Source organism: Arsukibacterium sp. UBA5043 (assembly GCA_002415085.1).
Lineage (GTDB): Bacteria > Pseudomonadota > Gammaproteobacteria > Enterobacterales > Alteromonadaceae > Alishewanella.
On the sequence record DIBV01000017.1, the window covers coordinates 671,329 to 694,487 of the forward strand.

The 23,159-nt window shown below is 47.9% G+C and carries 27 protein-coding genes; 11 read left to right on the top strand and 16 right to left on the bottom strand.

The window, feature by feature from the left end; all coding sequences use genetic code 11:
- Positions 1 to 12 precede the first annotated feature (12 nt).
- From rseP to rpsB, 8 genes are all read right to left on the bottom strand, one after another.
- Entirely contained in the window at positions 13 to 1,368 is a 1,356-nt protein-coding gene (gene rseP / locus B2Q61_RS17030) for a sigma E protease regulator RseP (protein WP_290617946.1), read from the bottom strand.
- Positions 1,368 to 2,561 carry a 1-deoxy-D-xylulose-5-phosphate reductoisomerase gene (gene ispC, locus B2Q61_RS17035; protein WP_290618123.1) on the bottom strand — a complete coding sequence of 398 codons (1,194 nt, stop codon included), beginning with the start codon at positions 2,559 to 2,561 and terminating at the stop codon, positions 1,368 to 1,370. Before ispC ends, rseP begins: the two co-directional genes overlap by 1 nt.
- The gene (locus B2Q61_RS17040; RefSeq protein WP_290617948.1) at positions 2,561 to 3,421 is read right to left on the bottom strand and encodes a phosphatidate cytidylyltransferase; all 861 of its coding nucleotides are present in this window, start codon (positions 3,419 to 3,421) and stop codon (positions 2,561 to 2,563) included. Before B2Q61_RS17040 ends, ispC begins: the two co-directional genes overlap by 1 nt.
- 5 nt (positions 3,422 to 3,426) lie before the next feature.
- Positions 3,427 to 4,188 carry a polyprenyl diphosphate synthase gene (uppS, locus tag B2Q61_RS17045; protein ID WP_290617950.1) on the bottom strand — a complete coding sequence of 254 codons (762 nt, stop codon included), beginning with the start codon at positions 4,186 to 4,188 and terminating at the stop codon, positions 3,427 to 3,429.
- Between the two features lie 131 nt (positions 4,189 to 4,319).
- Positions 4,320 to 4,877: a ribosome recycling factor gene (gene frr, locus B2Q61_RS17050; protein WP_290617952.1), complete on the bottom strand. Its 558-nt coding sequence runs from the start codon at positions 4,875 to 4,877 to the stop codon at positions 4,320 to 4,322.
- Between the two features lie 49 nt (positions 4,878 to 4,926).
- Positions 4,927 to 5,667 (bottom strand): UMP kinase, encoded by a 741-nt coding sequence (pyrH, locus tag B2Q61_RS17055; protein WP_217667330.1) that lies wholly within the window; start codon positions 5,665 to 5,667, stop codon positions 4,927 to 4,929.
- A 103-nt stretch (positions 5,668 to 5,770) separates the two neighbouring features.
- Positions 5,771 to 6,643, bottom strand: coding sequence for a translation elongation factor Ts (gene tsf / locus B2Q61_RS17060; protein WP_290617954.1), 873 nt, complete (start codon positions 6,641 to 6,643; stop codon positions 5,771 to 5,773).
- 103 nt (positions 6,644 to 6,746) lie between these two features.
- On the bottom strand, positions 6,747 to 7,475 hold the full coding sequence (gene rpsB, locus B2Q61_RS17065) for a 30S ribosomal protein S2 (RefSeq protein ID WP_019674885.1): 729 nt from the start codon (positions 7,473 to 7,475) through the stop codon (positions 6,747 to 6,749).
- A gap of 333 nt (positions 7,476 to 7,808) precedes the next feature.
- Between rpsB and map the strand changes: the two genes are divergently transcribed.
- Genes map through dapD form a run of 3 tightly spaced genes read left to right on the top strand, consistent with a single transcriptional unit; the run spans position 7,809 to position 12,086 of the window.
- The gene (map, locus tag B2Q61_RS17070) at positions 7,809 to 8,597 is read left to right on the top strand and encodes a type I methionyl aminopeptidase (RefSeq protein WP_290617956.1); all 789 of its coding nucleotides are present in this window, start codon (positions 7,809 to 7,811) and stop codon (positions 8,595 to 8,597) included.
- Positions 8,598 to 8,627: 30 nt separating this feature from the next.
- Positions 8,628 to 11,252: a bifunctional uridylyltransferase/uridylyl-removing protein GlnD gene (gene glnD, locus B2Q61_RS17075; RefSeq protein ID WP_290617958.1), complete on the top strand. Its 2,625-nt coding sequence runs from the start codon at positions 8,628 to 8,630 to the stop codon at positions 11,250 to 11,252.
- 9 nt (positions 11,253 to 11,261) lie between these two features.
- Positions 11,262 to 12,086: a 2,3,4,5-tetrahydropyridine-2,6-dicarboxylate N-succinyltransferase gene (gene dapD, locus B2Q61_RS17080; RefSeq protein WP_290617960.1), complete on the top strand. Its 825-nt coding sequence runs from the start codon at positions 11,262 to 11,264 to the stop codon at positions 12,084 to 12,086.
- A gap of 93 nt (positions 12,087 to 12,179) precedes the next feature.
- Here the strand turns inward: dapD and B2Q61_RS17085 are convergent, their stop codons facing one another.
- Positions 12,180 to 12,374, bottom strand: a complete 195-nt coding sequence (locus B2Q61_RS17085) for a hypothetical protein (RefSeq protein WP_290617962.1) — start codon at positions 12,372 to 12,374, stop codon at positions 12,180 to 12,182.
- 229 nt (positions 12,375 to 12,603) lie between these two features.
- Here B2Q61_RS17085 and cysZ point away from each other — a divergent pair, with 229 nt between their 5' ends.
- Together cysZ and B2Q61_RS17095 are read left to right on the top strand one after the other, a co-directional pair.
- Positions 12,604 to 13,365, top strand: a complete 762-nt coding sequence (gene cysZ / locus B2Q61_RS17090; RefSeq protein WP_290617964.1) for a sulfate transporter CysZ — start codon at positions 12,604 to 12,606, stop codon at positions 13,363 to 13,365.
- Between the two features lie 14 nt (positions 13,366 to 13,379).
- Positions 13,380 to 14,672, top strand: coding sequence for an MgtC/SapB family protein (locus B2Q61_RS17095; RefSeq protein WP_290617966.1), 1,293 nt, complete (start codon positions 13,380 to 13,382; stop codon positions 14,670 to 14,672).
- On the opposite strand, the gene B2Q61_RS17100 is transcribed toward B2Q61_RS17095, so the two are convergent.
- From B2Q61_RS17100 to B2Q61_RS17110, 3 genes are read right to left on the bottom strand one after another with little or no spacing between them, the layout of a single operon-like run.
- Positions 14,659 to 15,105, bottom strand: coding sequence for a flavodoxin (locus B2Q61_RS17100; RefSeq protein WP_290617968.1), 447 nt, complete (start codon positions 15,103 to 15,105; stop codon positions 14,659 to 14,661). The genes B2Q61_RS17095 and B2Q61_RS17100 overlap by 14 nt on opposite strands.
- Positions 15,087 to 15,899: a tRNA pseudouridine(65) synthase TruC gene (truC, locus tag B2Q61_RS17105; RefSeq protein WP_290617970.1), complete on the bottom strand. Its 813-nt coding sequence runs from the start codon at positions 15,897 to 15,899 to the stop codon at positions 15,087 to 15,089. Before truC ends, B2Q61_RS17100 begins: the two co-directional genes overlap by 19 nt.
- The gene (locus tag B2Q61_RS17110) at positions 15,896 to 16,216 is read right to left on the bottom strand and encodes a YqcC family protein (RefSeq protein WP_290617972.1); all 321 of its coding nucleotides are present in this window, start codon (positions 16,214 to 16,216) and stop codon (positions 15,896 to 15,898) included. The genes truC and B2Q61_RS17110 overlap by 4 nt, the downstream gene beginning before the upstream one ends.
- Positions 16,217 to 16,325: 109 nt before the next feature.
- Here B2Q61_RS17110 and B2Q61_RS17115 point away from each other — a divergent pair, with 109 nt between their 5' ends.
- Complete coding sequence (locus B2Q61_RS17115; RefSeq protein ID WP_290617974.1) at positions 16,326 to 16,622, top strand: DUF3301 domain-containing protein; 297 nt, start codon at positions 16,326 to 16,328, stop codon at positions 16,620 to 16,622.
- A gap of 10 nt (positions 16,623 to 16,632) precedes the next feature.
- On the opposite strand, the gene B2Q61_RS17120 is transcribed toward B2Q61_RS17115, so the two are convergent.
- Together B2Q61_RS17120 and B2Q61_RS17125 are read right to left on the bottom strand one after the other, a co-directional pair.
- Entirely contained in the window at positions 16,633 to 16,953 is a 321-nt protein-coding gene (locus B2Q61_RS17120) for a DUF962 domain-containing protein (protein ID WP_290617976.1), read from the bottom strand.
- The gene (locus B2Q61_RS17125) at positions 16,937 to 17,626 is read right to left on the bottom strand and encodes a GNAT family N-acetyltransferase (protein WP_290617978.1); all 690 of its coding nucleotides are present in this window, start codon (positions 17,624 to 17,626) and stop codon (positions 16,937 to 16,939) included. Before B2Q61_RS17125 ends, B2Q61_RS17120 begins: the two co-directional genes overlap by 17 nt.
- 154 nt (positions 17,627 to 17,780) lie before the next feature.
- Between B2Q61_RS17125 and B2Q61_RS17130 the strand changes: the two genes are divergently transcribed.
- Positions 17,781 to 18,011, top strand: coding sequence for a DUF2789 domain-containing protein (locus B2Q61_RS17130; protein WP_290617980.1), 231 nt, complete (start codon positions 17,781 to 17,783; stop codon positions 18,009 to 18,011).
- A gap of 66 nt (positions 18,012 to 18,077) precedes the next feature.
- Here the strand turns inward: B2Q61_RS17130 and B2Q61_RS17135 are convergent, their stop codons facing one another.
- A complete protein-coding gene (locus B2Q61_RS17135) occupies positions 18,078 to 18,446 on the bottom strand; it encodes a DUF3192 domain-containing protein (RefSeq protein WP_290617982.1) in 369 nt (122 codons plus the stop codon).
- A gap of 191 nt (positions 18,447 to 18,637) precedes the next feature.
- On the opposite strand from B2Q61_RS17135, the gene B2Q61_RS17140 reads away from it, so the two are divergent.
- Positions 18,638 to 18,937: a hypothetical protein gene (locus B2Q61_RS17140; RefSeq protein ID WP_290617984.1), complete on the top strand. Its 300-nt coding sequence runs from the start codon at positions 18,638 to 18,640 to the stop codon at positions 18,935 to 18,937.
- Positions 18,924 to 19,700 carry a DUF2310 family Zn-ribbon-containing protein gene (locus tag B2Q61_RS17145; RefSeq protein ID WP_290617986.1) on the top strand — a complete coding sequence of 259 codons (777 nt, stop codon included), beginning with the start codon at positions 18,924 to 18,926 and terminating at the stop codon, positions 19,698 to 19,700. Before B2Q61_RS17140 ends, B2Q61_RS17145 begins: the two co-directional genes overlap by 14 nt.
- Here the strand turns inward: B2Q61_RS17145 and syd are convergent.
- The gene (gene syd, locus B2Q61_RS17150; RefSeq protein ID WP_290622842.1) at positions 19,688 to 20,245 is read right to left on the bottom strand and encodes a SecY-interacting protein; all 558 of its coding nucleotides are present in this window, start codon (positions 20,243 to 20,245) and stop codon (positions 19,688 to 19,690) included. The two genes, B2Q61_RS17145 and syd, sit on opposite strands and share 13 nt — an antisense overlap.
- Before the next feature lie 68 nt (positions 20,246 to 20,313).
- On the opposite strand from syd, the gene queF reads away from it, so the two are divergent.
- Both queF and B2Q61_RS17160 read left to right on the top strand, forming a co-directional pair.
- On the top strand, positions 20,314 to 21,159 hold the full coding sequence (queF, locus tag B2Q61_RS17155; protein WP_290617990.1) for an NADPH-dependent 7-cyano-7-deazaguanine reductase QueF: 846 nt from the start codon (positions 20,314 to 20,316) through the stop codon (positions 21,157 to 21,159).
- 424 nt (positions 21,160 to 21,583) lie between these two features.
- On the top strand, positions 21,584 to 23,137 hold the full coding sequence (locus B2Q61_RS17160) for a GGDEF domain-containing protein (RefSeq protein ID WP_290618125.1): 1,554 nt from the start codon (positions 21,584 to 21,586) through the stop codon (positions 23,135 to 23,137).
- Positions 23,138 to 23,159 lie beyond the last annotated feature (22 nt).

Sequence of the window (23,159 nt, forward strand, 5' to 3'; positions counted from 1 at the left end):
ATGATTAGTTTATTACAAACGAGAAATATCGTTGAGCAGCGCAATTCCCATTAACATCAGCAGGACTAAAGCTCCAAAGCGAAAACCTATTTCCTGCGCCTTCTCAGAGACAGGTTTACCGCGTATTAGTTCCACCACAAGATACATTAAATGGCCGCCATCCAAAATGGGCAACGGCAATAAATTTATAACTGCCAGATTAACGCTTATCAGCGCCAGAAACGCTAAAAAGGCTATCAGACCCATACTGGCCGTATCACCCGCGCCCTGCGCAATAGAGATAGGCCCGCTTAAATGTTTAACCGAGACATCACCTGTCAGCAGTTTTGCAACCATGGCAAAACTTAAACGGGTTAATTGCCAGGTCTGGCTAACGCCTTCACCAACTGCACCTACCACGCCATACCGTTGGGTATATAACATACCCTCAGGCCAGGGCGTAAATACCGGGTGCACACCAAGCATTCCCTGGGTAAAGCCATCTTCCCGGGTATATAACTCAGGAGTAGCAACTAACACCAGGCGTTGTCCAGCCCGGGCTACTTCCAGCTGCAAATTTTGCTCTGCATTTTGCTGGATAAGACGTTCCAACGCCGGCCAATCGTTGATTGACTCACCGTTAATCTGTTTGATGACATCACCGGCCTGCAGGCCCGCCCGTTCTGCCGCAGAATCTGGCAGCACCACTGCCAATTCGGTAGTTGGTTTGGGCTGCATCAGTTCGATACCCAAACTGGCAAACACGGTTTGCTGCTCGGGGTTAAACTGCCAGTCTGTCAGATCAAGCTGAACTTCGCGTTGCTGGCCACTATCTACTGCCTGCAACCCCAGCGTTAACTCAGCGCGCCCTAATTGCTCTACCAGCAATAAATTGGTACTGCGTAGATCTCTGGCGCCGTGACCATTAATACTTATAATCTGCTCATTGTCGCGCACACCGGCTTCAGCAACAATTGACTGCGGTTGTACTGCGGCAATAACTGGCTTTGCCTCCTGCACCCCAATCAGATACATCAGCCACAACACAAAAATGGCAAAGATAAAATTTGCAGCCGGTCCTGCCGCTATAATCGCCATCCGCTGCCATACCGTTTTATGATTAAAAGCCAGATCAGCAAACTGAGGCAACACCGGATCGATGCGTTCGTCTAGCATCCGCACGTAACCACCCAGCGGAATAGCGGCAACAACAAATTCAGTACCCTGGCGATCCCGCCAGCTGAACAACGCTTTGCCAAAACCAATTGAAAACCGCTTCACCAGCACACCGTTTTTCCGGGCTACCCAAAAATGACCAAACTCATGCACGGTAACCAATAACCCCAGTGCAACGACAAAGGTAAAGGCATTCCACAAAAATACCGCCATTAATTTAGGGTCCTTAGCAACTGCTGCGCATAAGCGCGGGCTTCAAAATCGAGCGCTACTATATCATCCAGCGAGCGGGTAGCATAGTTAAGGAAATGTGCCAGACAATTTTCATTTACGCGACAAATGTCAGTAAAACGAAGTTGGCCAGCGATAAATGCGGCTACCGCGACTTCATTTGCCGCATTTAGCGCCGTGGTCGCGCCTTGTCCAGCAGCACAGGCTGCGATTGCCAGATACAAATTAGGATAGCGTTCTGGTTCTGGTTTACTAAAACTGAAATTGGCAAGCTGACTAAAATCAAGTGGTGGTACCGGGCTACTGATCCGTTCAGGGAACGCCAGGGCATGAGCGATAGGCGTGCGCATGTCGGGTTGACCGAGCTGGGCCAATACTGAACCGTCGGTGTACTGCACCATAGAATGAATAATGCTTTGCGGGTGAATAACCACTTCAATATCCGCAGGAGCGCAGTTAAACAACCAGCGGGCTTCAATAAATTCCAGCCCTTTGTTCATCATAGTTGCGCTATCGACCGAAATTTTTTGCCCCATGCTCCAGTTAGGATGAGCCACCGCTTCGGCTACCGTTACTGAGGGCAGACTATTTATTGTCCTGCTGAGGAACGGCCCGCCACTGCCGGTTAATAATAGCTTGGCAACCCCTAACTCAGCGAGTGCCGGACGCTTTTTCGCATGCTGGAACGCCGGTGGCAGGCACTGAAAAATGGCATTGTGCTCGCTGTCAATGGGCAACAGGGTTGCGCCGTGGCGCACCACTTTATCCATAAACAACTCGCCTGACATAACGAGCGCTTCTTTGTTGGCCAGCAATACGGTTTTACCCTGCTCCACCGCAGCTAATGTAGGCAAAAGCCCTGCAGCGCCTACAATCGCGGCCACTACGATGTCAGCATCGGGGTGAGCAGCCAGCTCGTTTAATGCCTCTGGGCCCGCCATCACTTCAGTAGCACAGCCATGTTGTTTTAACGCTGTTTTCAGCTCAGCAGCGGCATTAGGACATAACATGGCCGCGAAGCGTGGTCTGAACTCAAGACACTGGGCCAGCAATTTACTGGTTTGGCTGGCAGCAGTAAGCGCCAGCACTTCAAATTGCTGCGAGTGCATTGCCAATACAGATAAGGTGCTGCAACCAATTGAACCCGTAGACCCCAGAATAACAACGTGTCGCATCAATTAAAGCCACCAAATAATGCCAGTAGTAAGGCGTATAAAGGAGCTGTAGCCGTCAGGCTGTCGATCCGGTCCAGAATGCCGCCATGTCCCGGTAAAAAAGCACCACTGTCTTTCTTGCCCGCAGCACGCTTAAACATACTTTCCGTTAAATCTCCGAATACCGACAGCGCCGTTAAAATGACAGCAGCAAGATACCAGTATAAAATTTGGTCAGGCCAGTCTTGCCAGTAGCCCACTGCACTTACCAGCAGTAATACCATTCCCATACCACCTAGCATGCCCTCCAGGGTTTTACCCGGACTGACTTTAGGCAGTAACTTAGTTTTACCAAATGGCTTACCAACAATATAACCGCCAATATCAGCAGCCCATACCAGACCGAGTAAACCAAACAATAACCAGGCCCCGGTAAATTCAGCCTGAGGGTATTCCAGCCCCCGCACAAACACAATCGCGCTCCAGGCAGGCAGTAGCGTCAACCAGCCCATCAGTGCCTTTAACCAGTCACGACCGGCCCACAATCCCTGACTACGGGGGAAAGTCAGCACCAGCACAACCGCCAGCAACCACCAAATCACCCCGGCCATCACCAGGGTTAACGTATAGGTATCCGCGAATAAAGACTGTAATGCAATCGGCTGAATATAATATATCGCCAGCAATATTGCCGCGGTAAGCCCAGTATACACCGCCCGCATCGTGCGATTAGCCAGCCCGCAAAAACCACTCCACTCCCAGGCTCCGAGCAGAAATGCCACAGAGACAAACAACGCAAAGCCGCTAAGCGGCAGATAGAACACCGCCAGCAAAGCCAGAGGTGCCAGCAATAATGCGGTAAGAACTCGTTGTTTAAACAATATTGTTATCCTTTATTGTGCAGCAAAGCCTGAATTTGCTCACCGGTGCAGCCAAAGCGGCGTTCCCGGTTCACAAATGCCGCTATCGCATCAGCAAATACATTTTTATCAAAGTCAGGCCACAACGTTTCTGTAAACCACAACTCGGCATAAGCAGCTTGCCACAATAAAAAGTTGCTGATCCGTAAATCACCACCCGTGCGAATAAGTAAATCAAGTTCCGGCTGGTCATGCAACTGCATATGTTCAGCCAGCATATGCTCGGTAATCGCTTCAGGCAGCAGTTCGTTTGCATGGACTTTAACAGCGAGCTGGCGCGCTGCGTTCAGCATATCCCAGCGCCCGCCATAATTTGCTGCAATATTTAATGTCATAGCGGTATTGCCGGCAGTCAATTCCTCGGCAGCGTTAATACTGGCCCGGAGCTTTTGATCAAAGGCTGACAAATCGCCTACTATTTGTAACTTAACATTATGCTTGTGCAGGCTTTTAACTTCTTTGTTTAACACCAGCATAAACAGTTGCATCAGGGTATCGACTTCCGTTTGTGGTCGACGCCAGTTCTCACTGCTAAAAGCGAATAAGGTAAGCGATGGGATACTTAATTGCCGGCAAAAACTCACTGCACGGCGCACCGCTTCCGCACCTTTTTTATGTCCCCATACCCTTGGCTTCCCTTGACGTTGCGCCCAGCGTCCATTGCCATCCATAATGATAGCGACATGGCGAGGTAACGTCTGCTGCCCGATCTGCGACTCTACAGTCATAGAATAAGACCTGTCCTTTTGAATTGCTTTTATACTGCGTTATGGTTGAACAACACCGTTATCAAACCATAATAAAAAGCGCCGCACAGCTTAGCCGATACGGCGCTATTACCCGATAGTGGTTAGTTAACTTAAACCTCCATCAGTTCCTTTTCTTTGTCAGCCAGCACTTCGTCAATCTTTTTAACATAAGTATCGGTTACTTTTTGTACTTCGTCAGCTGCCCGGCGTTCATCATCTTCGCTGATGTCTTTATCTTTTAACAGCGCTTTTAATTCAGCATTGGCATCACGACGAATATTGCGAACGGCCACCCGACCACCTTCTGCTTCAGCGCGTACTACCTTCACCAAATCGCGACGCCGCTCTTCGGTCAAGGCCGGTAAGGGTACCCGGATACTGGTACCCGCTGACATGGGGTTCAGGCCTAAATCCGACGACATAATAGCTTTTTCAACCGCTTGCACTAAACTCTTGTCGAACACGCTGATACTCAGGGTACGCGCATCTTCAATAGAAACGTTAGCCATCTGACGCAAAGGGGTATCAGCACCGTAGTAAGAGACCTGAATGCCATCCAGTAAGCTGGGGTGAGCGCGACCGGTACGTACTTTGTTTAATTGTGATTTCAGCGCATCAACGCTTTTTTCCATTCTTACTTTACTGTCTTTAATAATGTCGTTTATCACGATCGTTATCCTTATATTTCATATAGCCGCAGCCAAGATGGCAGCTAGTTTACTGTAAATTCTCGGCGTGGTCGATAACGGTACCTTCCTGTTCGCCCATTATCACCCGTTTTAAGGCACCTGGTTTATTCATATTAAACACCCGGATTTGTAAATTATGATCCCGCGCCAGGGTAAACGCCGCTAAATCCATTACTTTCAATTCTTTATCTAACACTTCAGTATAGGTTAACTGAGAATACAGCGTGGCTGCAGGGTCTTTTACCGGGTCAGCGGAATAAACGCCCTCGACTTTAGTGGCTTTTAACACCGCATCGGCTTCAATTTCGATGCCCCGTAAGCAGGCCGCAGAGTCAGTAGTAAAAAACGGATTACCGGTACCGGCTGAGAAAATCACTACCCGGCCCGATTTTAAATAGCTGATCGCTTCAGCCCAACTGTAGTTATCACAAACACCATTTAATGGAATGGCACTCATCATCCTGGCGTTAACATAAGCCCGATGCAGCGCATCACGCATCGCCAGACCGTTCATAACCGTTGCCAACATCCCCATATGGTCACCCACTACGCGGTTCATCCCGGCTTTTGCCAGGCCTTCACCGCGGAAAATATTGCCGCCGCCTATCACGATGCCAACCTGCACCCCTAACTCAACCAGCTCTTTAATTTCCTGTGCCATCCGGTCCAGTACTTTAGGGTCGATACCAAAGCCTTCGTCGCCCATCAGGGCCTCACCGCTTAATTTTAACAGAATGCGTCGGTAGGTTGGTTTTGGATTGATACTCATAGGTGCCCCTAGTGCTGAAAAGTGCTGGATAAAAGACATAAAAAAACCGCGACCTTAGGTCGCGGTTATTCTAGCGGGTTTTGCCAATTTGCTAAAGCGCAAATTACTTTTTCGCCGCAGCGATCTGTGCCGCTACTTCAGCAGCAAAATCTTCTTCTTTCTTTTCAATACCTTCACCTACTTCTAAGCGGATAAAAGATACTGCTTTGGCGCTGTTTTGCTTTAAGAATTCGCCGGTGCTCATTGACGGATCTTTAACAAAAGGCTGTCCGGTTAAGCTTACTTCACCAGTAAACTTGCTCATCCGGCCGGCTACCATTTTCTCAGCGATTTCTTTCGGCTTGCCGCTGTTAATCGCGATATCGATCTGGATTTGACGCTCACGTTCTACAACTTCAGCAGATACGTCTTCCGGGTTTACATAGCTTGGGTTGTTAGCTGCAACGTGCATGGCTACGTCTTTTGCCACGTCTTCGTTACCGCCTTCCAGCACCGCTAATACACCAATACGGCCAGAGTGCACGTACTGACCAATTACGTCACCTTCAACAACAGCAGCGCGACGTACATTGATGTTCTCACCAATTTTGGCAACCAGCGTCGCGCGGGTATCTTCAACTGAAGTACCATTTAAATCAGCCGCTAGTATCGCTTCAGCAGTGAATAACTTATTAGCATGCGCCAAATCAGCAACACTGTTAGCAAACGCCAGGAAGTTCGCATCGCGAGCAACAAAGTCAGTTTCACAGTTGAACTCTACGGCTAAACCGTAACCGTCAGCAACGCGAGTGATAATAACGCCTTCCGCAGCAATACGGCCTGCTTTTTTGGCCGCTTTTGCTAAGCCGCTTTTACGCATGGCATCAATGGCCGCTTCAATGTCGCCGCCCGTTTCTTCCAACGCTTTTTTACAATCCATCATGCCAGCGCCAGTGCGCTCGCGAAGTTCTTTTACTAAAGCCGCAGTTACAGCCATGGGAGCTTCCTCGTATTAATTCCGGTTGGACAAACAGGGGCAAGAGTTGCCCCTGTTGCAAAGGTCTTCTGTTTTAAGCGTTAAAACTTAAATCTCAGAAAAATTATTCTGCTTCAACAAAGCTTTCGGCTTCTGCCTGAACTTCGATGTTTTTGTCACGACCTTCCTGGATAGCCTGACCTACCGCTGCCAGATATAACTGGATAGCGCGGATAGCATCGTCGTTACCTGGGATCACATAGTCAACACCTTTAGGATCAGAGTTAGTATCAACAACTGATACTACCGGGATACCCAGGTTGTTGGCTTCTTTGATCGCGATGTGTTCATGGTCAGCGTCGATCACGAACAGCACGTCTGGTAAGCCGCCCATGTCCTTGATACCGCCTAAGCTTTTTTCCAGCTTATCCATTTCACGGGTACGGTCTAAAGCTTCTTTTTTGGTCAGCTTGTCGAAAGTACCGTCCTGGCTTTGCGATTCCAGGTCTTTTAAACGTTTGATTGACTGACGAACTGTTTTCCAGTTGGTCAGCATGCCACCTAACCAACGGTGGTTAACATAGAATTGGTCAACTTTCGCTGCCGCTTCTTTGATGGCTTCAGACGCGGCACGCTTGGTACCAACGAATAAAATTTTACCTTTCTTGGCAGATACCTGTTGAATAAACGCTAACGCGTCATTCATCATTGGTACGGTTTGCTCAAGGTTAATGATATGAACTTTATTACGGGCGCCAAAAATGAACGGTTTCATTTTTGGATTCCAGTAACGGGTTTGGTGACCGAAGTGGACGCCCGCCTGGAGCATGTCGCGCATAGAAACTTTTGCCATGATAATATTTCCTGTTTGGGGGTTAGGCCTCCATGCATCCCATACCCCGACCCTCGCTGTCGCGCAGGCACCCCGGCATATGTGTCGATGCATGTGTGTTATTTAAAATTTAAGTTTGTTTTTCGCAAACCAGTGCATCGGCTTTTTATAACTAAGAACCAGAAGTTATCAAAAATAAGCTTCGGTGCCCGGAAAAGAAAAGTACAATGCAATTTGCTAATTTGCGGCGCGCTTTATACCATAGTAAGCTGCCAAACACAATGAAATGTGTATTTTTCAGGCGGTCATAGTAACCGTAATGATTACCGTAACAGCAGTAACCGAGAGAGAGTGATGACAGCAAATATTAAAACCGCAGCCGAAATTGAAAAAATGCGCGTCGCTGGCCGCCTGGCAGCAGAAGTGCTCGAGATGATAGGGCCGCACGTAACCGCCGGCATCACAACAGACGAACTCAATACCATCTGTCATGACTATATTGTTAATCAGCAGCACGCCATTCCTGCACCGCTTAATTATCACGGTTTCCCCAAGTCAATTTGTACCTCAGTCAATCAGGTAATTTGCCACGGCATTCCAAATGATAAAGCATTAAAAGAAGGTGATATCGTTAATATCGATGTTACTGTTATTAAAGATGGTTACCATGGCGACACCTCTAAAATGTTTGTCGTTGGTAAACCAAGCATTATGGCTGAGCGCTTAATCAGAATTACCCAGGAATGTTTATATCTGGCATTAAAGCTGGTTAAAAACGGCGTACGCTTGGGCGATATTGGTCATGCTATTCAGCAACACGCTGAAAAACACAGCTATTCTGTGGTGCGTGAATACTGTGGTCACGGTATTGGTGCAGTGTTTCATGAAGACCCCCAGGTGCTGCACTATGGCAAAGCAGGCACGGGTGAAGTGCTGAAAACCGGCATGTGCCTGACGATAGAACCGATGATCAACGCCGGCGGTCGCCATAGCAAAATGTTAAAAGATGGCTGGACCGTGGTGACCAAAGATCGCAGCCTATCCGCTCAGTTTGAACATACCCTACTGGTCACCGATGATGGCTGCGAAATTCTGACCTTACGCAGTGATGAGACACTGGAACGCCACTTGATAGCAGAGTAACCGCTCACTAACCGTTCAGCAGGAAGTCGCATGACGCAAACATTACAATTTAACCGGTCATTGCCCGCCAGCTTTACCCTGGAAAATTATAAAAAGCATTTTAACGACTTCCATGACTGGCTGGTCCGCAGTTTTGAACACCAGCCGATCAATGGCCTGGTAAAAGCCAGGGCTCGCTTTGTCGATACCGTCCTAAGCCAGTTGTGGCAACATTTTGCACTGTCTAAGGAACACAACCTAAGCTTAATTGCCGTAGGCGGATACGGCCGCGGTGAGCTTCATCCTTATTCCGATATCGATTTACTGATCCTGTCAGACCGGCGCCTGACCACTGAGCAACAACACGCTATTGCCAGCTTTATTACCAGTTTATGGGACTTGCGTCTGGAAGTGGGTCACAGCGTCCGCACGTTAAAAGAAACCATTAAACTGGGTAAAGACGACATTACCATCGCCACTAATTTATTAGAGATGCGCCTGCTTACCGGTAACAAGCCCTTGTTTGAACAATTACAGCAGGAAATAAACGGTGACGATTTCTGGAGCAGTCAGCAATTCTTCCAGTCTAAAAGGCACGAACAACAGCAGCGTCATGCTCAGTATCACGGTACAGCTTATAATTTAGAACCTAACCTGAAAGCTAATCCTGGTGGTCTGCGCGATATTCAGACCATTGGTTGGGTAGCCAAGAAGCACTTTAATACCCGCACGATGCGCGAACTGGTCGCTTATCAGTATCTGACGGAAGATGAGTACCAGGAGCTGATGGAATGTGAAGCCTACCTGTGGCAAATGCGCTTTGCTTTACATATTGAAGCCGGACGCAATGAAAACCGGATCCTGTTTGACTATCAGCCAGCTGCGGCTGAGCGGCTGGGATTTGGCGCTGATGGCAAAGCGTCAGTAGAACGGATGATGAAGCGCTTTTTCCGAACCGTGCAGCGGGTTAGTGAATTAAACGAGATGTTGTTGCAGCATTTTGAGGGCAGTATTTTAAATCAGGGTAGCAAGGTAAAAGTTCAGCAACTGGACGATTATTTTGAACTGAGCGGCCATTTAATTAAAGCACGTGACAATGCCATTTTTGCTCGTCGCGACAACCTGTTGCGCTTGTTCTGGCATATTGCTAACAATTCGAATATTACTGGTATCCATTCCACCACGCTGCGCTTAGTGCGTCAGGTTCGCCGGCGCTTAATGGGCGATTTACAGGATTATGAAGCCTGCCGCCAACTCTTTCTGGCGTTGCTGCGCCACCCCCGGGGCATGGACAGAGCCATTACCTTGATGCATCGTTATGGGGTACTGGCGGCTTACTTACCGCAATGGCGCAATATTGTCGGCCAGATGCAATTTGACTTATTTCATGCTTACACGGTAGATGAGCATACTCACCGCTTGCTGAAGAACCTGTACAAATACACCCAGCCTGAACATGAAAGTGAATTCCCGCTTTGTACCGATATTGTTAAGCGGATGGAAAAACCCGAGCTTTTGTATCTGGCAGGTATTTTTCATGACATTGCCAAAGGCAGGGGTGGCGATCACTCTGAACTGGGCGCCATGGATGTGCGTGAATTTGCTAAGTTGCATAAGCTCAGCGAGTTCGACAGCAAACTGGTCGCCTGGCTGGTAGAAAGCCACTTATTGATGTCTGTTACCGCCCAGCGCCGCGATATTCACGATCCGGCGGTAGTGACCGAGTTTGCAGAGAAAGTGCGTGACGAAACCCGCCTTAATTATCTGTACTGTCTGACCCTGGCCGATATCCGGGCCACTAACGATAATCTTTGGAACGACTGGAAAGGCTCGTTGCTACGCGAGTTATTTCTGGCCACCCAGAAAGCGTTTCGCCGGGGCCTGGAAAAACCAATGGATTTACGCGATTTAATTCGCGAAAACCAGAGCGAAGCAATGCCGCTGCTGCTAAAACAAACCTTTAGTGAAACGGAAATTCTGCACTTGTGGAGCAGAATTAAAGCCGACTATTTTGCCCGCTATAGTGCCAAACAAATCGCCTGGCATTGTGAACATATTCTGCGCCATAAAGACCGTACCGAGCCTTTGGTATTGATCAGTAAAACCCCGATCCGCGGCGGTACTCAGGTATTTATCCATACCCCGGATCAACCAGGATTATTTGCGCGCTTAGTGGCAGCGCTTGACAGTAAAAAAGTCAACATTTTTGATGCTCAGATCATGACCAACAAAGATGGTTATGCTATGGATACCTTTGTTATTCTTGAACAAAATGGTGAACCTGTCAGTTCACCTTCAAGATTAACCAGCATCAAGCGGGCGCTGGAGTTGTATATTGCGGGCAAACCGGATTTATCCCGGCAAAAACCGCGACTGTCCCGCCAGATGCGCCAGTTTAATGTGCCACCAAAGGTGGTATTTTTGCCGGGCAACACCAAAACACGCACCATGATTGAAATAGCCGCCCTTGATACGCCTGGTTTACTGGCAGATATCGGTGAAGTATTTCAACGCTGCGGGGTTAATATTCACGCCGCCAAAATTACCACCATCGGCGAGCGGGCCGAAGATTTTTTTATGTTATCAAATGCCCAGGACCAGGCATTAAGCAGCGATGAACAAAGCCAGCTTAAACGGGTACTGATTTCACAACTCTCACAGGAAACAGAAGGCTGAACAATCATCATGTCTGAATTAAAAAGCATTATTGAAAATGCATTTGAGCTTCGTGCCGATATCACCCCCAGCACGGTATCGCCGCAAATAAAGCAAGCGGTACAACAGGCCATCGCGCTGCTTGATAGCGGCGAAGCACGGGTTGCCGAAAAAATAGCAGGCGAATGGGTGGTTCACCAATGGCTGAAAAAAGCGGTTTTGTTATCTTTCAGAATTAACGACAACGCCGTTATGGACGGTGCTGAAAACCGCTTTTTTGACAAAGTGCCAATGAAGTATGCTCATTATACCGATGCCATGTTCCGCGCCGACGGCGTGCGGGTGGTACCGCCTGCAGCAGCACGTCAGGGCAGTTATATCGGCAAAAACGTGGTGTTGATGCCAAGCTACGTTAACATTGGCGCTTATGTTGGTGAAGGTACTATGGTTGACACCTGGGCCACCGTCGGCAGCTGCGCTCAGATCGGCAAAAACGTCCATCTGTCAGGCGGTGTCGGTATTGGTGGCGTACTGGAGCCATTACAGGCGAATCCAACGATAATCGAAGACAACTGTTTTATTGGCGCCCGTTCAGAAGTGGTTGAAGGTGTCATTGTTGAAGAAGGCGCCGTATTATCGATGGGCGTTTACATCAGTCAGAGCACCCGGATTTATGATCGGGAAACCGGCGAAATCAGCTATGGCAGGGTACCTGCTGGCGCAGTGGTGGTGCCAGGCACCCTGCCGGCAAAGGACGGCAGTCATAATCTGTACGCCGCTATCATTGTCAAAAAGGTGGATGCACAAACCCGCGCTAAAGTAGGAATTAATGCCCTTTTGCGCAGTGTGGAATAAACTGTAGCGGGTTCTGCCAATTGCTGGCAGAGCGCTCTGACAATAAAAAAACGGCAGGATTTTCCTGCCGTTTTTTTTATTCGCTAACTGTCGTTAGCCAAATATCTGCAATACGGTAAAGCAAACCAGTCCGGCTACTGCGAAGATGCTATATTCCAGCCGTTTTTCAAAACGTCGCTCTGGCCCGACGTCAGCCGGCACCAGCAACGCCGATATCAAACAGGTTAATCCTGTCAGGAAAGAGAGTGTGGTTAAACCAAATACCAGCGCTGAGCCCAACATTGCCATATATTACCCTTAGTTAATAACCGAACCGGTGAAGCCGCTTAGCGACAAAAAGCAGGTCGCATTCTAGCATAAAAATCCAGCGGTTAGGCCAGCACTCTGTGGTGTTGGTTTAATTCTGTTGCCGTTAATATATTCTGTTACCATATTAACGCTCTGATTTAATCAAAATTTGTGGCCGAACCGTTATACTAGCTGCTATCAACAGAGCGGTGGGAATAACGGAGGGCAAGTGCATTATTTTTTCCAGGGCGCAACACTCATCGGTACCAAAGGGCTAAAGCGCTTTGTTCTTATCCCTTTGCTAATTAACTTAATGTTATTTTCGCTGGCTTTTTATGTGCTGTTACAACAAGTTGCAGCAATGGTTGCCGCGGTGCAAGCCTACCTGCCCTCCTGGTTACACTGGTTGGAATACCTGCTTATTCCGCTTGGCGTAATGTCGCTGGTTATTGGCCTGGCGTACAGTTTTACCATGATGGCCAATTTTATTGCCGCGCCTTTTAATGGCCTGCTTAGTGAGAAAGTAGAAGCGCATTTAACCGGTAAACCATTGCCCGAAGTGGGTCTGAGTGGTTTTTTCAGAGACGTGCCCAGGATGCTAATGCGCGAATGGCAAAAGTTACGCTACGCGCTGCCCCGGGCTATTATTTTATTTATTTTATTTTTATTTTTGCCGGTTATCGGCCCGGTGCTGTGGTTTCTGTTTACCAGCTGGTTAATGGCAATCCAGTATCTGGACTATCCTTTTGATAACCATAAAATTGACTTTGACACGATGCGAGGTCAGTTACGTGGCCAACCCGCCAGTAGCTACAGCTTCGGCATCATGGTAAATATTGGCTGCATGATTCCGTTGTTTAATTTATTTGTCATGCCCATTGCTGTCTGTGGCGCAACCGCGATGTGGGTCGATAAGCTGGCACTGCAAAATGATCCGGAGCAAAACCGCCCTGGGCAGGCCCAATACCGTAAACTCGACAAATACTGTTAAGAGCTGCTTATTACATGAATGCATTTGATTTTGAGCTGGTTCAGAAATTTCTTATTGCCCTGCTGCTTGGCGCTCTGGTCGGCATGGAACGCGAAAAACACCGTCGCAATGTGCAGCCAGCCAGTTTTGGCGGCTTGCGCACCTTTATTCTGGTGGCGCAGGCAGGGGCAATTTCTGCCTGGTTGTCATTGCATCTCCAGGCACCCTGGCTATTTATTATGGTGATCCTTGTCGTTGGCGGGGTGGCTGCGGTCGCTTTTGCTATGCAAAACCGCCATCGCAATGAGTTTGGTGGTTTAACCAGCGAAATTAGTGCAATTACGGTCTGCCTGCTCGGTGGCGCGGTAATGTATGGTTATACCGAGCTGGCGGTAATGCTGGGTATTTTAACCTCAGCCGTTCTGACATTTAAGCAGCCGTTGCATGGCTTGGTCGACAAAATTGGCAATGAAGATCTGTACGCCATTATGAAACTGTTAATCGCCAGCTTTATTGTCCTGCCTTTACTGCCACAAGAACCCGTTGATCCATGGCAGGCATTGAATCTTTACCGGTTATGGCTGTTGGTCGTTCTTATCTCTGCAATGTCACTGCTGGGTTATGTCGCGGTTCGTTGGCTCGGCGAAGCCCATGGTACCGTAGTGACCGGTATTACCGGCGGTCTGGCATCATCCACCGCTACCACCCTTAGTTTTGCCCGCAACAGTAAAACTCAAGGTAACAGCATGGCTGCTGACACTCAGGCTACCGGCATTCTGCTGGCCTGGCTGGTGATGTTTATCAGAGTACTTGTAACGATAACGATCGTGTTTAAACCTTTGTTACCGTTGCTACTGATTCCGTTCGGAGCCATGGCAACAACTACCGCAGCACTGGCCGCCATGTACTACTGGCGGGGCAATAAAGAGCAACTTGCCGTTCCGGAAAAAAGCGAAGTGTCGGTCAAGAATCCATTTAGCCTGATTGCCGCGATAAAATTCGGTCTGTTTTTTGCCGTGATTCTGATCATGGTAAAATTTGTTCAGCTATATACACCCAGTGAAACTCTGTATTTGCTGGCCGCAGTTGCCGGGTTGACCGATGTGGATGCCATCACCTTATCAATGGCAGATTACGCCCGGTCAGCTACCGGTAGCCTGACCCTGGCAGCTGGTGCGATTACGGTAGCAGCGTTAAGTAATACCCTGGTGAAATGCGGAATGGTTGTGTTTTTGGGAAGCAAGCCACTTGCCAGAAGTCTGATAATATCCACAGTACTTATCTGCCTGACAGGCGGCATTAGCATTGCCCTTCTCAGATTTCTTTAGCGTGTTGTTCTAGCCAGGGTAAGGCGACAGTCTCCGGTTCCAGGGTCTCGCACGCATCAATTCGCAGCATGGGGGCAAGTTCATTGCCCTGGATTTCTACCAGTAACTCACGCATCTGTTCTCCGGCACTACAAAAAGTATCATAGCTGCTGTCGCCTAACGCAATCACCGCAAACTGCTTATCAGTTAATAGGGGAAAGCGATTTTTCACATCAAGATAAAATGGCAGCAAATTATCAGGAATATCTCCCTGTCCGGTAGTAGAAGTGATGACCAGCCACACCTGCGGTTCGAATACCATTACCTCATCCAGTTTGGGTTCTTCATATAAGGCGACGTCGTGACCCAGTTCAGTTAATAAAGGCAACGCTTGCTCAGCAACATACTGTGCGCCGCCATATACCGAACCTACAATCAGGGCAATTTTTGCCATTTTTCCTCCAGAAAGTGTGCAGCGAATTGCTGCTGAAAATAACGCTCATCCACGGGCCAGCCAAATTGCTCAAACAGCGGCTCAAGTTCGTTCAGACCGGCGTTTAACACTAAAGTTTCGCCTGTAACCGGATGAGGCAACTGGAGCTGTTTGGCCAGCAAGAGCAGACGGCGGCAGTTAAAGTGCTTTTTGAACAAAGCATTATGCTTGCCATCACCGTGACTGGTGTCGCCAACAATGGGGTAACGTAAATGTGCCAGGTGCCTGCGCAGTTGGTGTTTGCGTCCGCTGAGCGGTTGTAATGCCACCAGCGAGTAACGGGCCGCCGGATACTTACTTACCGGAATCGGCAGCTCTACCTGCTGTAACGGCTGATATCGGGTAATAGCTTGTTGCGGTGCTTTGTCATCCCGGCTGTATTTATCAGCAATTTTATCCAGCTGCTCTTTTAACGGGTAATCCAGTTCCCCCCCTTGCGCTAAAAAACCGCGAACGACCGCCAGATAATGCTTACGCCATTGTTTCTGTTCTTGCTGTTCACCCAGCAAACGTGCGATGTCCGACGATAGCGCGAACAGCAATACGCCAGAGGTGGGCCTGTCTAAGCGATGCACCGGAAAAACATGCTGGCCAATTTGATCGCGCAATGTTTGCATCACAAAAACGGTTTCATGTTTATCTAAAAATGAGCGATGCACCAGCATACCACTGGGTTTATCCACCGCGACAAGGTACTGATCCTGATACAAAATTTTAAGTGGCGAATCAAGCACAAAAGGTTCGGCTGAACTCATTGCTCAGCCGTCAGTACGTTGTCAATGCGTTTAATCAGCTGGAGCAAGGGCAGTAAACGGTCCTTCTGAGCCTTAAACGCTTCTTCAGCATAGGGCAACACACTGACGTTACCGGGCAAGGCCTGCCTGGTTTGCAGCAACATCCTGATCCTCGGCAAAAAAATAAACTGCAACCATTGCTCCAGACGAAGCGTGTCACAACAAAAAGGCAATGTACTTGCCAAAGCGACAGCGCCTGGCGACGAATCACGCCACAACTGTTGCTGTTTTAATTCGGTTTCAAGCTGATCAAGTAAAGATTTAACCGCATCTGACATAACGACCTCTTTGTAAGACTCGCAGTTTACCACAAGCTTTAACGCCAGCCAGCTCTTGTAAAAGAGCAATTTCGCCAGCATTATCAACCAATCATTTAAGGAGACGTTTATGGGCCCGGTATTATTGCTGCTGTTAATCAGCACTATTTGTTATTTGTTCTGGTTACAACGTAAGCAAGATGAACGCGCCAGACTGCTGGCAAAGCAGCTTTGTCAGCAGCAGGAGCTGCAAATGCTGGACTGCGGCCGCAACGGCCACAGCTTCCGTAAAATTAATGGCAGAATGCGTTTTATTACGTTGTATCAGGTCGACTTCAGCGCGGATGGCGAAAGCCGCTACCCCGCCGAACTGTTGTTAACGGGTATGCGTCTTGCCGCGTTTAACCTGCCGGCACATCGCATTTAACGCAAATTAGTTAAAGGGGCGGCATTTTGTGTTTAAGCTGACCGGTTATAAAGTCTTTCAACATAACCCAGTCAGCCAGCAGGCTATACAACGGGTGTTTAAACGTCGCGGGTTTATTGTGTTCAAAGATCAAATGTCCCAGCCATGCAAAACCATAGCCTATAAGCGGTAGCAGCCAAAGCCAGCGCCATTGCCCGGTCAGCACACTAAACAGCAACACGCCAATAACCAGTGTACTACCGATATAATGTAACGTTCGGCATTGCGGATGGCGATGCTCACTCAGATAGTAAGGATAAAACGCCCGAAAACTGTTAAACCGCGACATCATTGCTTTTCCTATCATTTACAACGGCCGGCGCTTCAGCCTGCCGGGGGCGGAACATCAGGCTACCACTGACAGAGCCAAATGCCAGCTCCGTGACTTTCTGATACTGATCGTCGGCAAAAAAAGGTTGATATTTGGCAAACGTAACAAAAACACCTATACCGCTTGAACTTTCATCTTCGTCGACAATGCTATCAACAGCATGAATAAGATAGTGGCCAAGGCCAAGATGCTGATATTTGGGTGAAACAGCAATAAACGCCAGCATATGATAACGCTCATAAGGCATGGCGGCATGAATACGCTGTTCTTTTTCGAGCATTTGCCGGGTAGAGACGAAACCAGCCGTTAATAACATCTTTAAACGCCAATGCCACAGCCGGTTACTACCAATACCAGAATCAGGCCCGACAACACAAGCTACACCGAGTAATTGCTCAGCATGAAACAACCCGACCACTGGCTGGCCGGCCTGCCAGAATGTGTTCAACTCCTCGCGTATCGCAGAGCGTAGCCGTTGCTCATAGTCAGGCGTATCGCCGCGGAAAATTATTAAAAAAAGCGGATCATCGTGGTACGACTGATAAAGTAAAGAAGCGGCCAGTTTCAGCTCTTCTCCGTTAAGTAATGCTGCCTTTAAATGGTCAGGATCAAATGTACTCAGTATTGCACTCATCGCTGTTCTCTTATTGTTGTTTTTTCAATCACAATAGCAGCCAGTTATGACGTTGCCAAGCTGCATTTTTGCCATGCTGCCGGCCGGAATTAGCCATATTGCAGGGTACTGACTATGCTTAATGGTATATGGGTAGACAATAACAGGAGCAACGATGGATACCTCTGAGCACAATATGGCTAACTTATTTATGCAATTGGGACTGGACAATAAACCTGACGATATTAAGCGCTTTATCAGCAATCATAAGTTGCCGGAAAATGTGGCACTGGTCGATGCGCCATATTGGAGTCAGGCCCAGGCCAACTTTATCCGGGAGTCGTTTAAACAGGATGCCGATTGGGTAATGACGATAGATGAGTTGAATGCCCAGCTGCACAATTAATCCGGGGGAAGAGCGACAGTACGATCCGGTGTGCACGCTGGGAACAGATAATTCAAAGTAGCCGTGTTACAACTGCTGATACGCTTTGTCACCCCAACTATGCAATTGACCATCAATAAAAACCAGCGGGGTACACTCGTCTTTTGTGGTTTTACCATCACTGCGCTTATGTTGGGTCCGGTAAAATAATACCTGTACCTGCTGCGTGTCTTTCACCAGATATTCGGTGAAATCCGGATTGCCCATACGTGACACGACTTGACTAAACGCGATGCCAGGCTGCAGCTGATTAATTTGGGTCAGATTTGCTTGCTGGGTGCTTCGCCATTCGCTGTCTGCACTGTCGCCATCCTCATAATCTTTATCACCGATGGCCACCACACAACCAGTCAACAGACTAGCCGCAATTAATAAGCTAAGAGATTTTACTATCATGTTACTACTCCAATAATTATTGTTTTATGTTGATATTGTATCAGCTCGGGTAACCAATACTTTAAATTATAAAGCAAATACGATACCAGTTTTTTTATCATTTAAAATCATAGCGTTAAACTTAACGCTCTATCTATCTGATGTTGAAAATGCTAAATTTCACCAAATAGTAGTCAAAATAAGTACCTCACATGCCATCAGTAACTGATTTACTCAACCAGGTCGCCATTCGCTTGCAGCAAGAGGGCAAAACTCCCAGTCTGGCTTTATTTAAAGCCCGACTGAGTGGCCAGCTTACTGCGCCAGCGCTATTTTCGGCTTATCAGCAATGGCGTAAGCAACCTGCATTACCTGACATCGCTGAATTGCCAGCAGAGGATAAGCGGTTAACAGAGTCGGTGCCTGACGATGCCGCCTCACAATTACAACGGATAGAAGCCAAGCTTGATAGAATTCTGGCGTTGTTGGAGCAGCAGCATGTATCTGGCTGAACTAACGTATAAAGTAATTGCCGATACCAGTTTCAGCCAGGCTGAAGCCGCTATTCGCAATTTTAGTGAAGCCCTTATTTTCAATGGCAATATTCTTGGCCGGGAATTCCCAACTGCCTGGCAGCAGGACCGTTTCTGCTGCAGGCTGGTTATTCCATCCCCAGAGGCACTGCACCGCTCAACCCTAAGCGCCAGAGTATTGCAGGCCGAGCAGCAACTGATGAGCGCCGGTTTAGCCTATCCACAGATACAAGTGCTGGGAATGGACATTATGTCGCAGCATAGTAGCGAACAACTTGCAGAGAAACTTGTCCTGTTTACCACCTTTAGTGATAACTGCTCGCCACTTCGCAATCTGGCTGATCTGGCGCCGGTACCACTTTATCAATTACAACCAGCAGAAGGTGTTGACCATGAGAGCCTGATCCGCTGGCAAATACAGTTTCAGGCGCTGGATGAGGTGCAGCAACAGCAGCGGCGGGTGTTGCAGAAAACTGCCGAGAACAGTTTGCAGCAATTTAACAGCGCGCTGAACCGCCAAGGCCGCCAGCTTGCAAAAAAAATAAGCCAGCACAATGCTCTGCCGGTTTATTACGCCCTTTACAGTGGCAGTAGCAACAACTGTAGTGCTGAAACTGCTAAACGCTGTCCGGGCTGTGGCGCTGCCTGGCGATTAACAACACCACTACTGGAGCTGTTTGATTTTAAATGCGACAGCTGCCTCCTTGTTGGTAACATTGCCTGGGAATGTCAGACGCCCTGATATGCGGCTGGCTGCAGTTGCTTAAAAAATTCGACTAGTGAATCTGCCAGCTTTTCGCTGACATCTTTTCCGACCGTTTCCAGATATACCTCTCCGCTGCGGTTCAGCACCGACAACACAATACTATCATCATCAGTTAAGGCAAAAAAAACGGTCTCAGGTTGCTTTAGTTTCCGCTTCATTAAAATGTGGCCGATAATGTTTTCCTGTAATCTGGCCAGATCAGCCTCATCCCAGACCATCAGCAGTTGCAGCGGCCCACGGTTATGGTTAGCGCCCAGGCCCGCACCATAATATAAACTGTAAAATTGCTTAATATCCGAATGCAGCTGCAGCTCAAGAGCTTGCTCTACATTGCTGAAATCAGCTGGCGGTTGCTGCAGTACCGGCTGCCAGCTTACGTAATTATCATCCAGTACATTTAACTGACAGGGTGCCGGATTAGCTGGCTCTGCGGACCATGCCTGCAGCGTCAGGTTATGTTGCTGGTGCCAGCTCAGGGTTTGGCTAATAAAATTCTGATAGCTTTCTGCTAATGACAACACGGACATCCTCTCTACTCTGACATGAAGTTATGCTAAGATCGGCGCATTCTAACCGGATTACCAGCCAAATGACAAAAAGCCACTCAGAAATTATGGCCGGGTTAACCCTTGGCAAAACGACGGCCTATGCCGAACAATATGATCCCAGCCTGCTGCAACCAGTGCCGCGCACGTCTGGCAGAGACACCCTCGGGCTTGACCAGTCTGATCCTCTGCCTTTTATCGGCGAAGATATCTGGCATGGCTATGAATTGTCATGGTTAAACGCTAAAGGCAAACCTATGGTGGCGCTAGCCACCTTCGTAGTGCCGGTAACGTCAGCAAACCTGATTGAATCTAAATCTTTCAAACTATACTTAAACAGCTTTAACCAAAGCCGGTTTGACGATTTGCGTCAGGTTTATCAGGCGCTCCAACGGGATTTAGCGGCCTGTGCTGGCAGCACTGTCAAGGTAACACTGCATAACGTCAATGAAATCATGGTTTTTCAGCCAACCTGGATACCTGGCCACTGTATTGATGATCTGGATATTACTATCGACAGCTATCAGTATGATCCCAGCCTGTTGCAACTGACAGCGGCTGCAGAGACAATTGAAGAAAAAGTACATTCGCATTTACTGAAATCGAATTGCCTGATCACTTCCCAGCCTGACTGGGCCAGTGTGTATATTCATTACCGCGGCAACGCCATTGATCATGCAGCTCTACTTCGTTATCTGATTAGCTTTCGCAGTCACAACGAGTTTCATGAGCAATGCATCGAGCGTATTTTTCTGGATATCTGGCAACGCTGTGCACCAGAATATTTGCTGGTGTATGCCCGTTACACCCGTCGTGGTGGCCTGGATATTAATCCAGTAAGAGCCAGTGCCAGTTATCAGTTACCCAATTTGCGGCTGAGCCGACAGTAAACGGTAACCTTTCAGGGCAGCTTTCAGAAATTCAGCGCAAACAGGCTGATTATGCCTGTAAATAACACTCTACAGTTGCCAGACCTGTAACCCGGCGTGTAATGCTACATGCTGACTTTCATAATGAGCGACATTCTGCTTTAATAAAGCACCAGGTTAGACGGACTAACCTGGTGCAATAACAAGAAGGACCGCCTGTTATGCAACATCTGACTTCTGACGAAGAAACATCCTGGTTGCCTTATTATCTTTATAAGTAAGCTGTACAAGCACCAAAGGCTGAGTTAACAATGTACCCTCCCCTGCAGCGAGCTTAGGCTCGCTGTTTTTCTTTGCGGATAAAATATTGAAACAGTGATCGCATTTCCGTTGTTTACAGATATACTTAAAACTAAACCGCTTTTTTAACATTTAAATGTTTAAGGTGCAGCCATTGCAAGACGATGTAAAGCAACAACTGGCTAACGCGATTAACGCGCGCAAAAAGTTAGAAAATGCCTATGAAAGTCAGTTTAAGATTTTGGCCCAGTTTGTTGTTCGTTTATCGCTGGTTTGCAAGGGAACCGACCTGGAGCTGGACAACCGGCTGGCTAAATTACGCACTGAATTAACCAAGGGCACCGACCTTGAAAAGCTTATCCCGTTTATTACCGATACCAGCCAAAGCCTGCAATTGCTCGATAGCAAACAGCAACGTGAAATTAAAGAAATTCAGCAACAGTTAAATCAGGCCGGCAAACTATTACAGCAACAAAAAGGTTTACCTGACCAATTGCGCCGTGATTTGCGACTACTACTGAGCAACGTGGCTGAACCACCATCAACAGTGCAGGCTTTTTTGCCTCATTTAACCAGCCTGACCAACCTGTATCAAACGGCGCTGCACTCTAAACAGCAATTTTATAATACTGGCGAGGCTGACGACGTTCGCTACGGCCATATTTGTCGTCAAATAAGTGTAGAGTTAACTAATTTGCTAAGCGAATTAGCTTTTGCTGAAAAGAGTGCCCCCCAGATCGCTGTGATCCGGCAAAGTTTATTGGACACGCTGTCCATCGAAGCCCTGCTTGATGCCTGTCTGCAGACCATTACCATAATTGTTGCCAGCATCAACGAAGAACGGCTGTCAGCAGAACATTTTTTGCTGCAGCTTAATGACGCGCTATCTTCAGTTCAACACGCCGTAAGCCTGTCGTTAAAAAATACCGACCAGCTTCACTTAAAACTGGACAAGCTCAACCAACAAATTGAGCAGCAAATTGATCAACTTGGTCAGAGCACCAGAAATGCCACATCATTGGAGCAACTTAAACAGCTGGTCACCCAGCGTCTTGGCAACATAAGTGATGCATTAAAGACAAAAGAACAACTTGAAACCCAGGAACGCCATACCATGTTGTCAACCCTAAAAGACATGGAGCTGCGTTTAACAGAACTGGAAACCGAAGCCCAGACATTCAGAACCAAACTGGCAGAACAAAACTTCCGCAGTTTACAGGATTCGCTCACTGAAATTCCTAACCGTGCTGCTTTTGACGAACGGCTTGCCCTGGAAATTAAGCGCTGGCAACGTTATAAAAAACCATTATCTATCGCGCTGGCTGATGTGGATAACTTTAAAAGTATTAATGATAATTATGGCCATAGCGCAGGCGATAAAACCTTAAAAGTCATCGCCAGAGCGTTGCAGCAAGGTTTACGCGAGACTGACTTTATTGCCCGTTATGGTGGTGAGGAGTTTGTTATCCTGTTTCCGGAGACGTCGCTGGATGAGCTGACCGCGCCGTTAAATACGCTCAGAGAAAAAATAAAAAGTATTGTTTTTACTTTTAAAAATCAGAAAGTCCCTATCACCATTTCTTTTGGGGCTAGTCAATTAACCGCTGAAGATACCAGCCGTCAGGTTTTCGACCGGGCCGATGAAGCACTTTATGAAGCTAAAAAAGCCGGCCGCGATCGGGTTATTTTAAAAATCTGAATTTGCTGCAGCATACAATCAG

What these genes read in the sequence shown, in the direction of transcription:
- B2Q61_RS17085 (WP_290617962.1), bottom strand. Translation starts at nt 12,374, where the DNA reads ATGGCAATGTTGGGCTCAGCGCTGGTATTTGGTTTAACCACACTCTCT.
- B2Q61_RS17145 (WP_290617986.1), top strand. Translation starts at nt 18,924, where the DNA reads ATGTATCTGGCTGAACTAACGTATAAAGTAATTGCCGATACCAGTTTC.
- B2Q61_RS17130 (WP_290617980.1), top strand. Translation starts at nt 17,781, where the DNA reads ATGGATACCTCTGAGCACAATATGGCTAACTTATTTATGCAATTGGGA.
- map (WP_290617956.1), top strand. Translation starts at nt 7,809, where the DNA reads ATGACAGCAAATATTAAAACCGCAGCCGAAATTGAAAAAATGCGCGTC.
- ispC (WP_290618123.1), bottom strand. Translation starts at nt 2,561, where the DNA reads ATGCGACACGTTGTTATTCTGGGGTCTACGGGTTCAATTGGTTGCAGC.
- rpsB (WP_019674885.1), bottom strand. Translation starts at nt 7,475, where the DNA reads ATGGCAAAAGTTTCTATGCGCGACATGCTCCAGGCGGGCGTCCACTTC.
- glnD (WP_290617958.1), top strand. Translation starts at nt 8,628, where the DNA reads ATGACGCAAACATTACAATTTAACCGGTCATTGCCCGCCAGCTTTACC.
- rseP (WP_290617946.1), bottom strand. Translation starts at nt 1,368, where the DNA reads ATGGCGGTATTTTTGTGGAATGCCTTTACCTTTGTCGTTGCACTGGGG.
- B2Q61_RS17110 (WP_290617972.1), bottom strand. Translation starts at nt 16,216, where the DNA reads ATGTCAGATGCGGTTAAATCTTTACTTGATCAGCTTGAAACCGAATTA.
- B2Q61_RS17140 (WP_290617984.1), top strand. Translation starts at nt 18,638, where the DNA reads ATGCCATCAGTAACTGATTTACTCAACCAGGTCGCCATTCGCTTGCAG.
- dapD (WP_290617960.1), top strand. Translation starts at nt 11,262, where the DNA reads ATGTCTGAATTAAAAAGCATTATTGAAAATGCATTTGAGCTTCGTGCC.
- truC (WP_290617970.1), bottom strand. Translation starts at nt 15,899, where the DNA reads ATGAGTTCAGCCGAACCTTTTGTGCTTGATTCGCCACTTAAAATTTTG.
- B2Q61_RS17120 (WP_290617976.1), bottom strand. Translation starts at nt 16,953, where the DNA reads ATGATGTCGCGGTTTAACAGTTTTCGGGCGTTTTATCCTTACTATCTG.
- B2Q61_RS17125 (WP_290617978.1), bottom strand. Translation starts at nt 17,626, where the DNA reads ATGAGTGCAATACTGAGTACATTTGATCCTGACCATTTAAAGGCAGCA.
- B2Q61_RS17095 (WP_290617966.1), top strand. Translation starts at nt 13,380, where the DNA reads ATGAATGCATTTGATTTTGAGCTGGTTCAGAAATTTCTTATTGCCCTG.
- uppS (WP_290617950.1), bottom strand. Translation starts at nt 4,188, where the DNA reads ATGACTGTAGAGTCGCAGATCGGGCAGCAGACGTTACCTCGCCATGTC.
- queF (WP_290617990.1), top strand. Translation starts at nt 20,314, where the DNA reads ATGACAAAAAGCCACTCAGAAATTATGGCCGGGTTAACCCTTGGCAAA.
- B2Q61_RS17115 (WP_290617974.1), top strand. Translation starts at nt 16,326, where the DNA reads ATGGGCCCGGTATTATTGCTGCTGTTAATCAGCACTATTTGTTATTTG.
- B2Q61_RS17100 (WP_290617968.1), bottom strand. Translation starts at nt 15,105, where the DNA reads ATGGCAAAAATTGCCCTGATTGTAGGTTCGGTATATGGCGGCGCACAG.
- B2Q61_RS17135 (WP_290617982.1), bottom strand. Translation starts at nt 18,446, where the DNA reads ATGATAGTAAAATCTCTTAGCTTATTAATTGCGGCTAGTCTGTTGACT.
- tsf (WP_290617954.1), bottom strand. Translation starts at nt 6,643, where the DNA reads ATGGCTGTAACTGCGGCTTTAGTAAAAGAACTTCGCGAGCGCACTGGC.
- pyrH (WP_217667330.1), bottom strand. Translation starts at nt 5,667, where the DNA reads ATGAGTATCAATCCAAAACCAACCTACCGACGCATTCTGTTAAAATTA.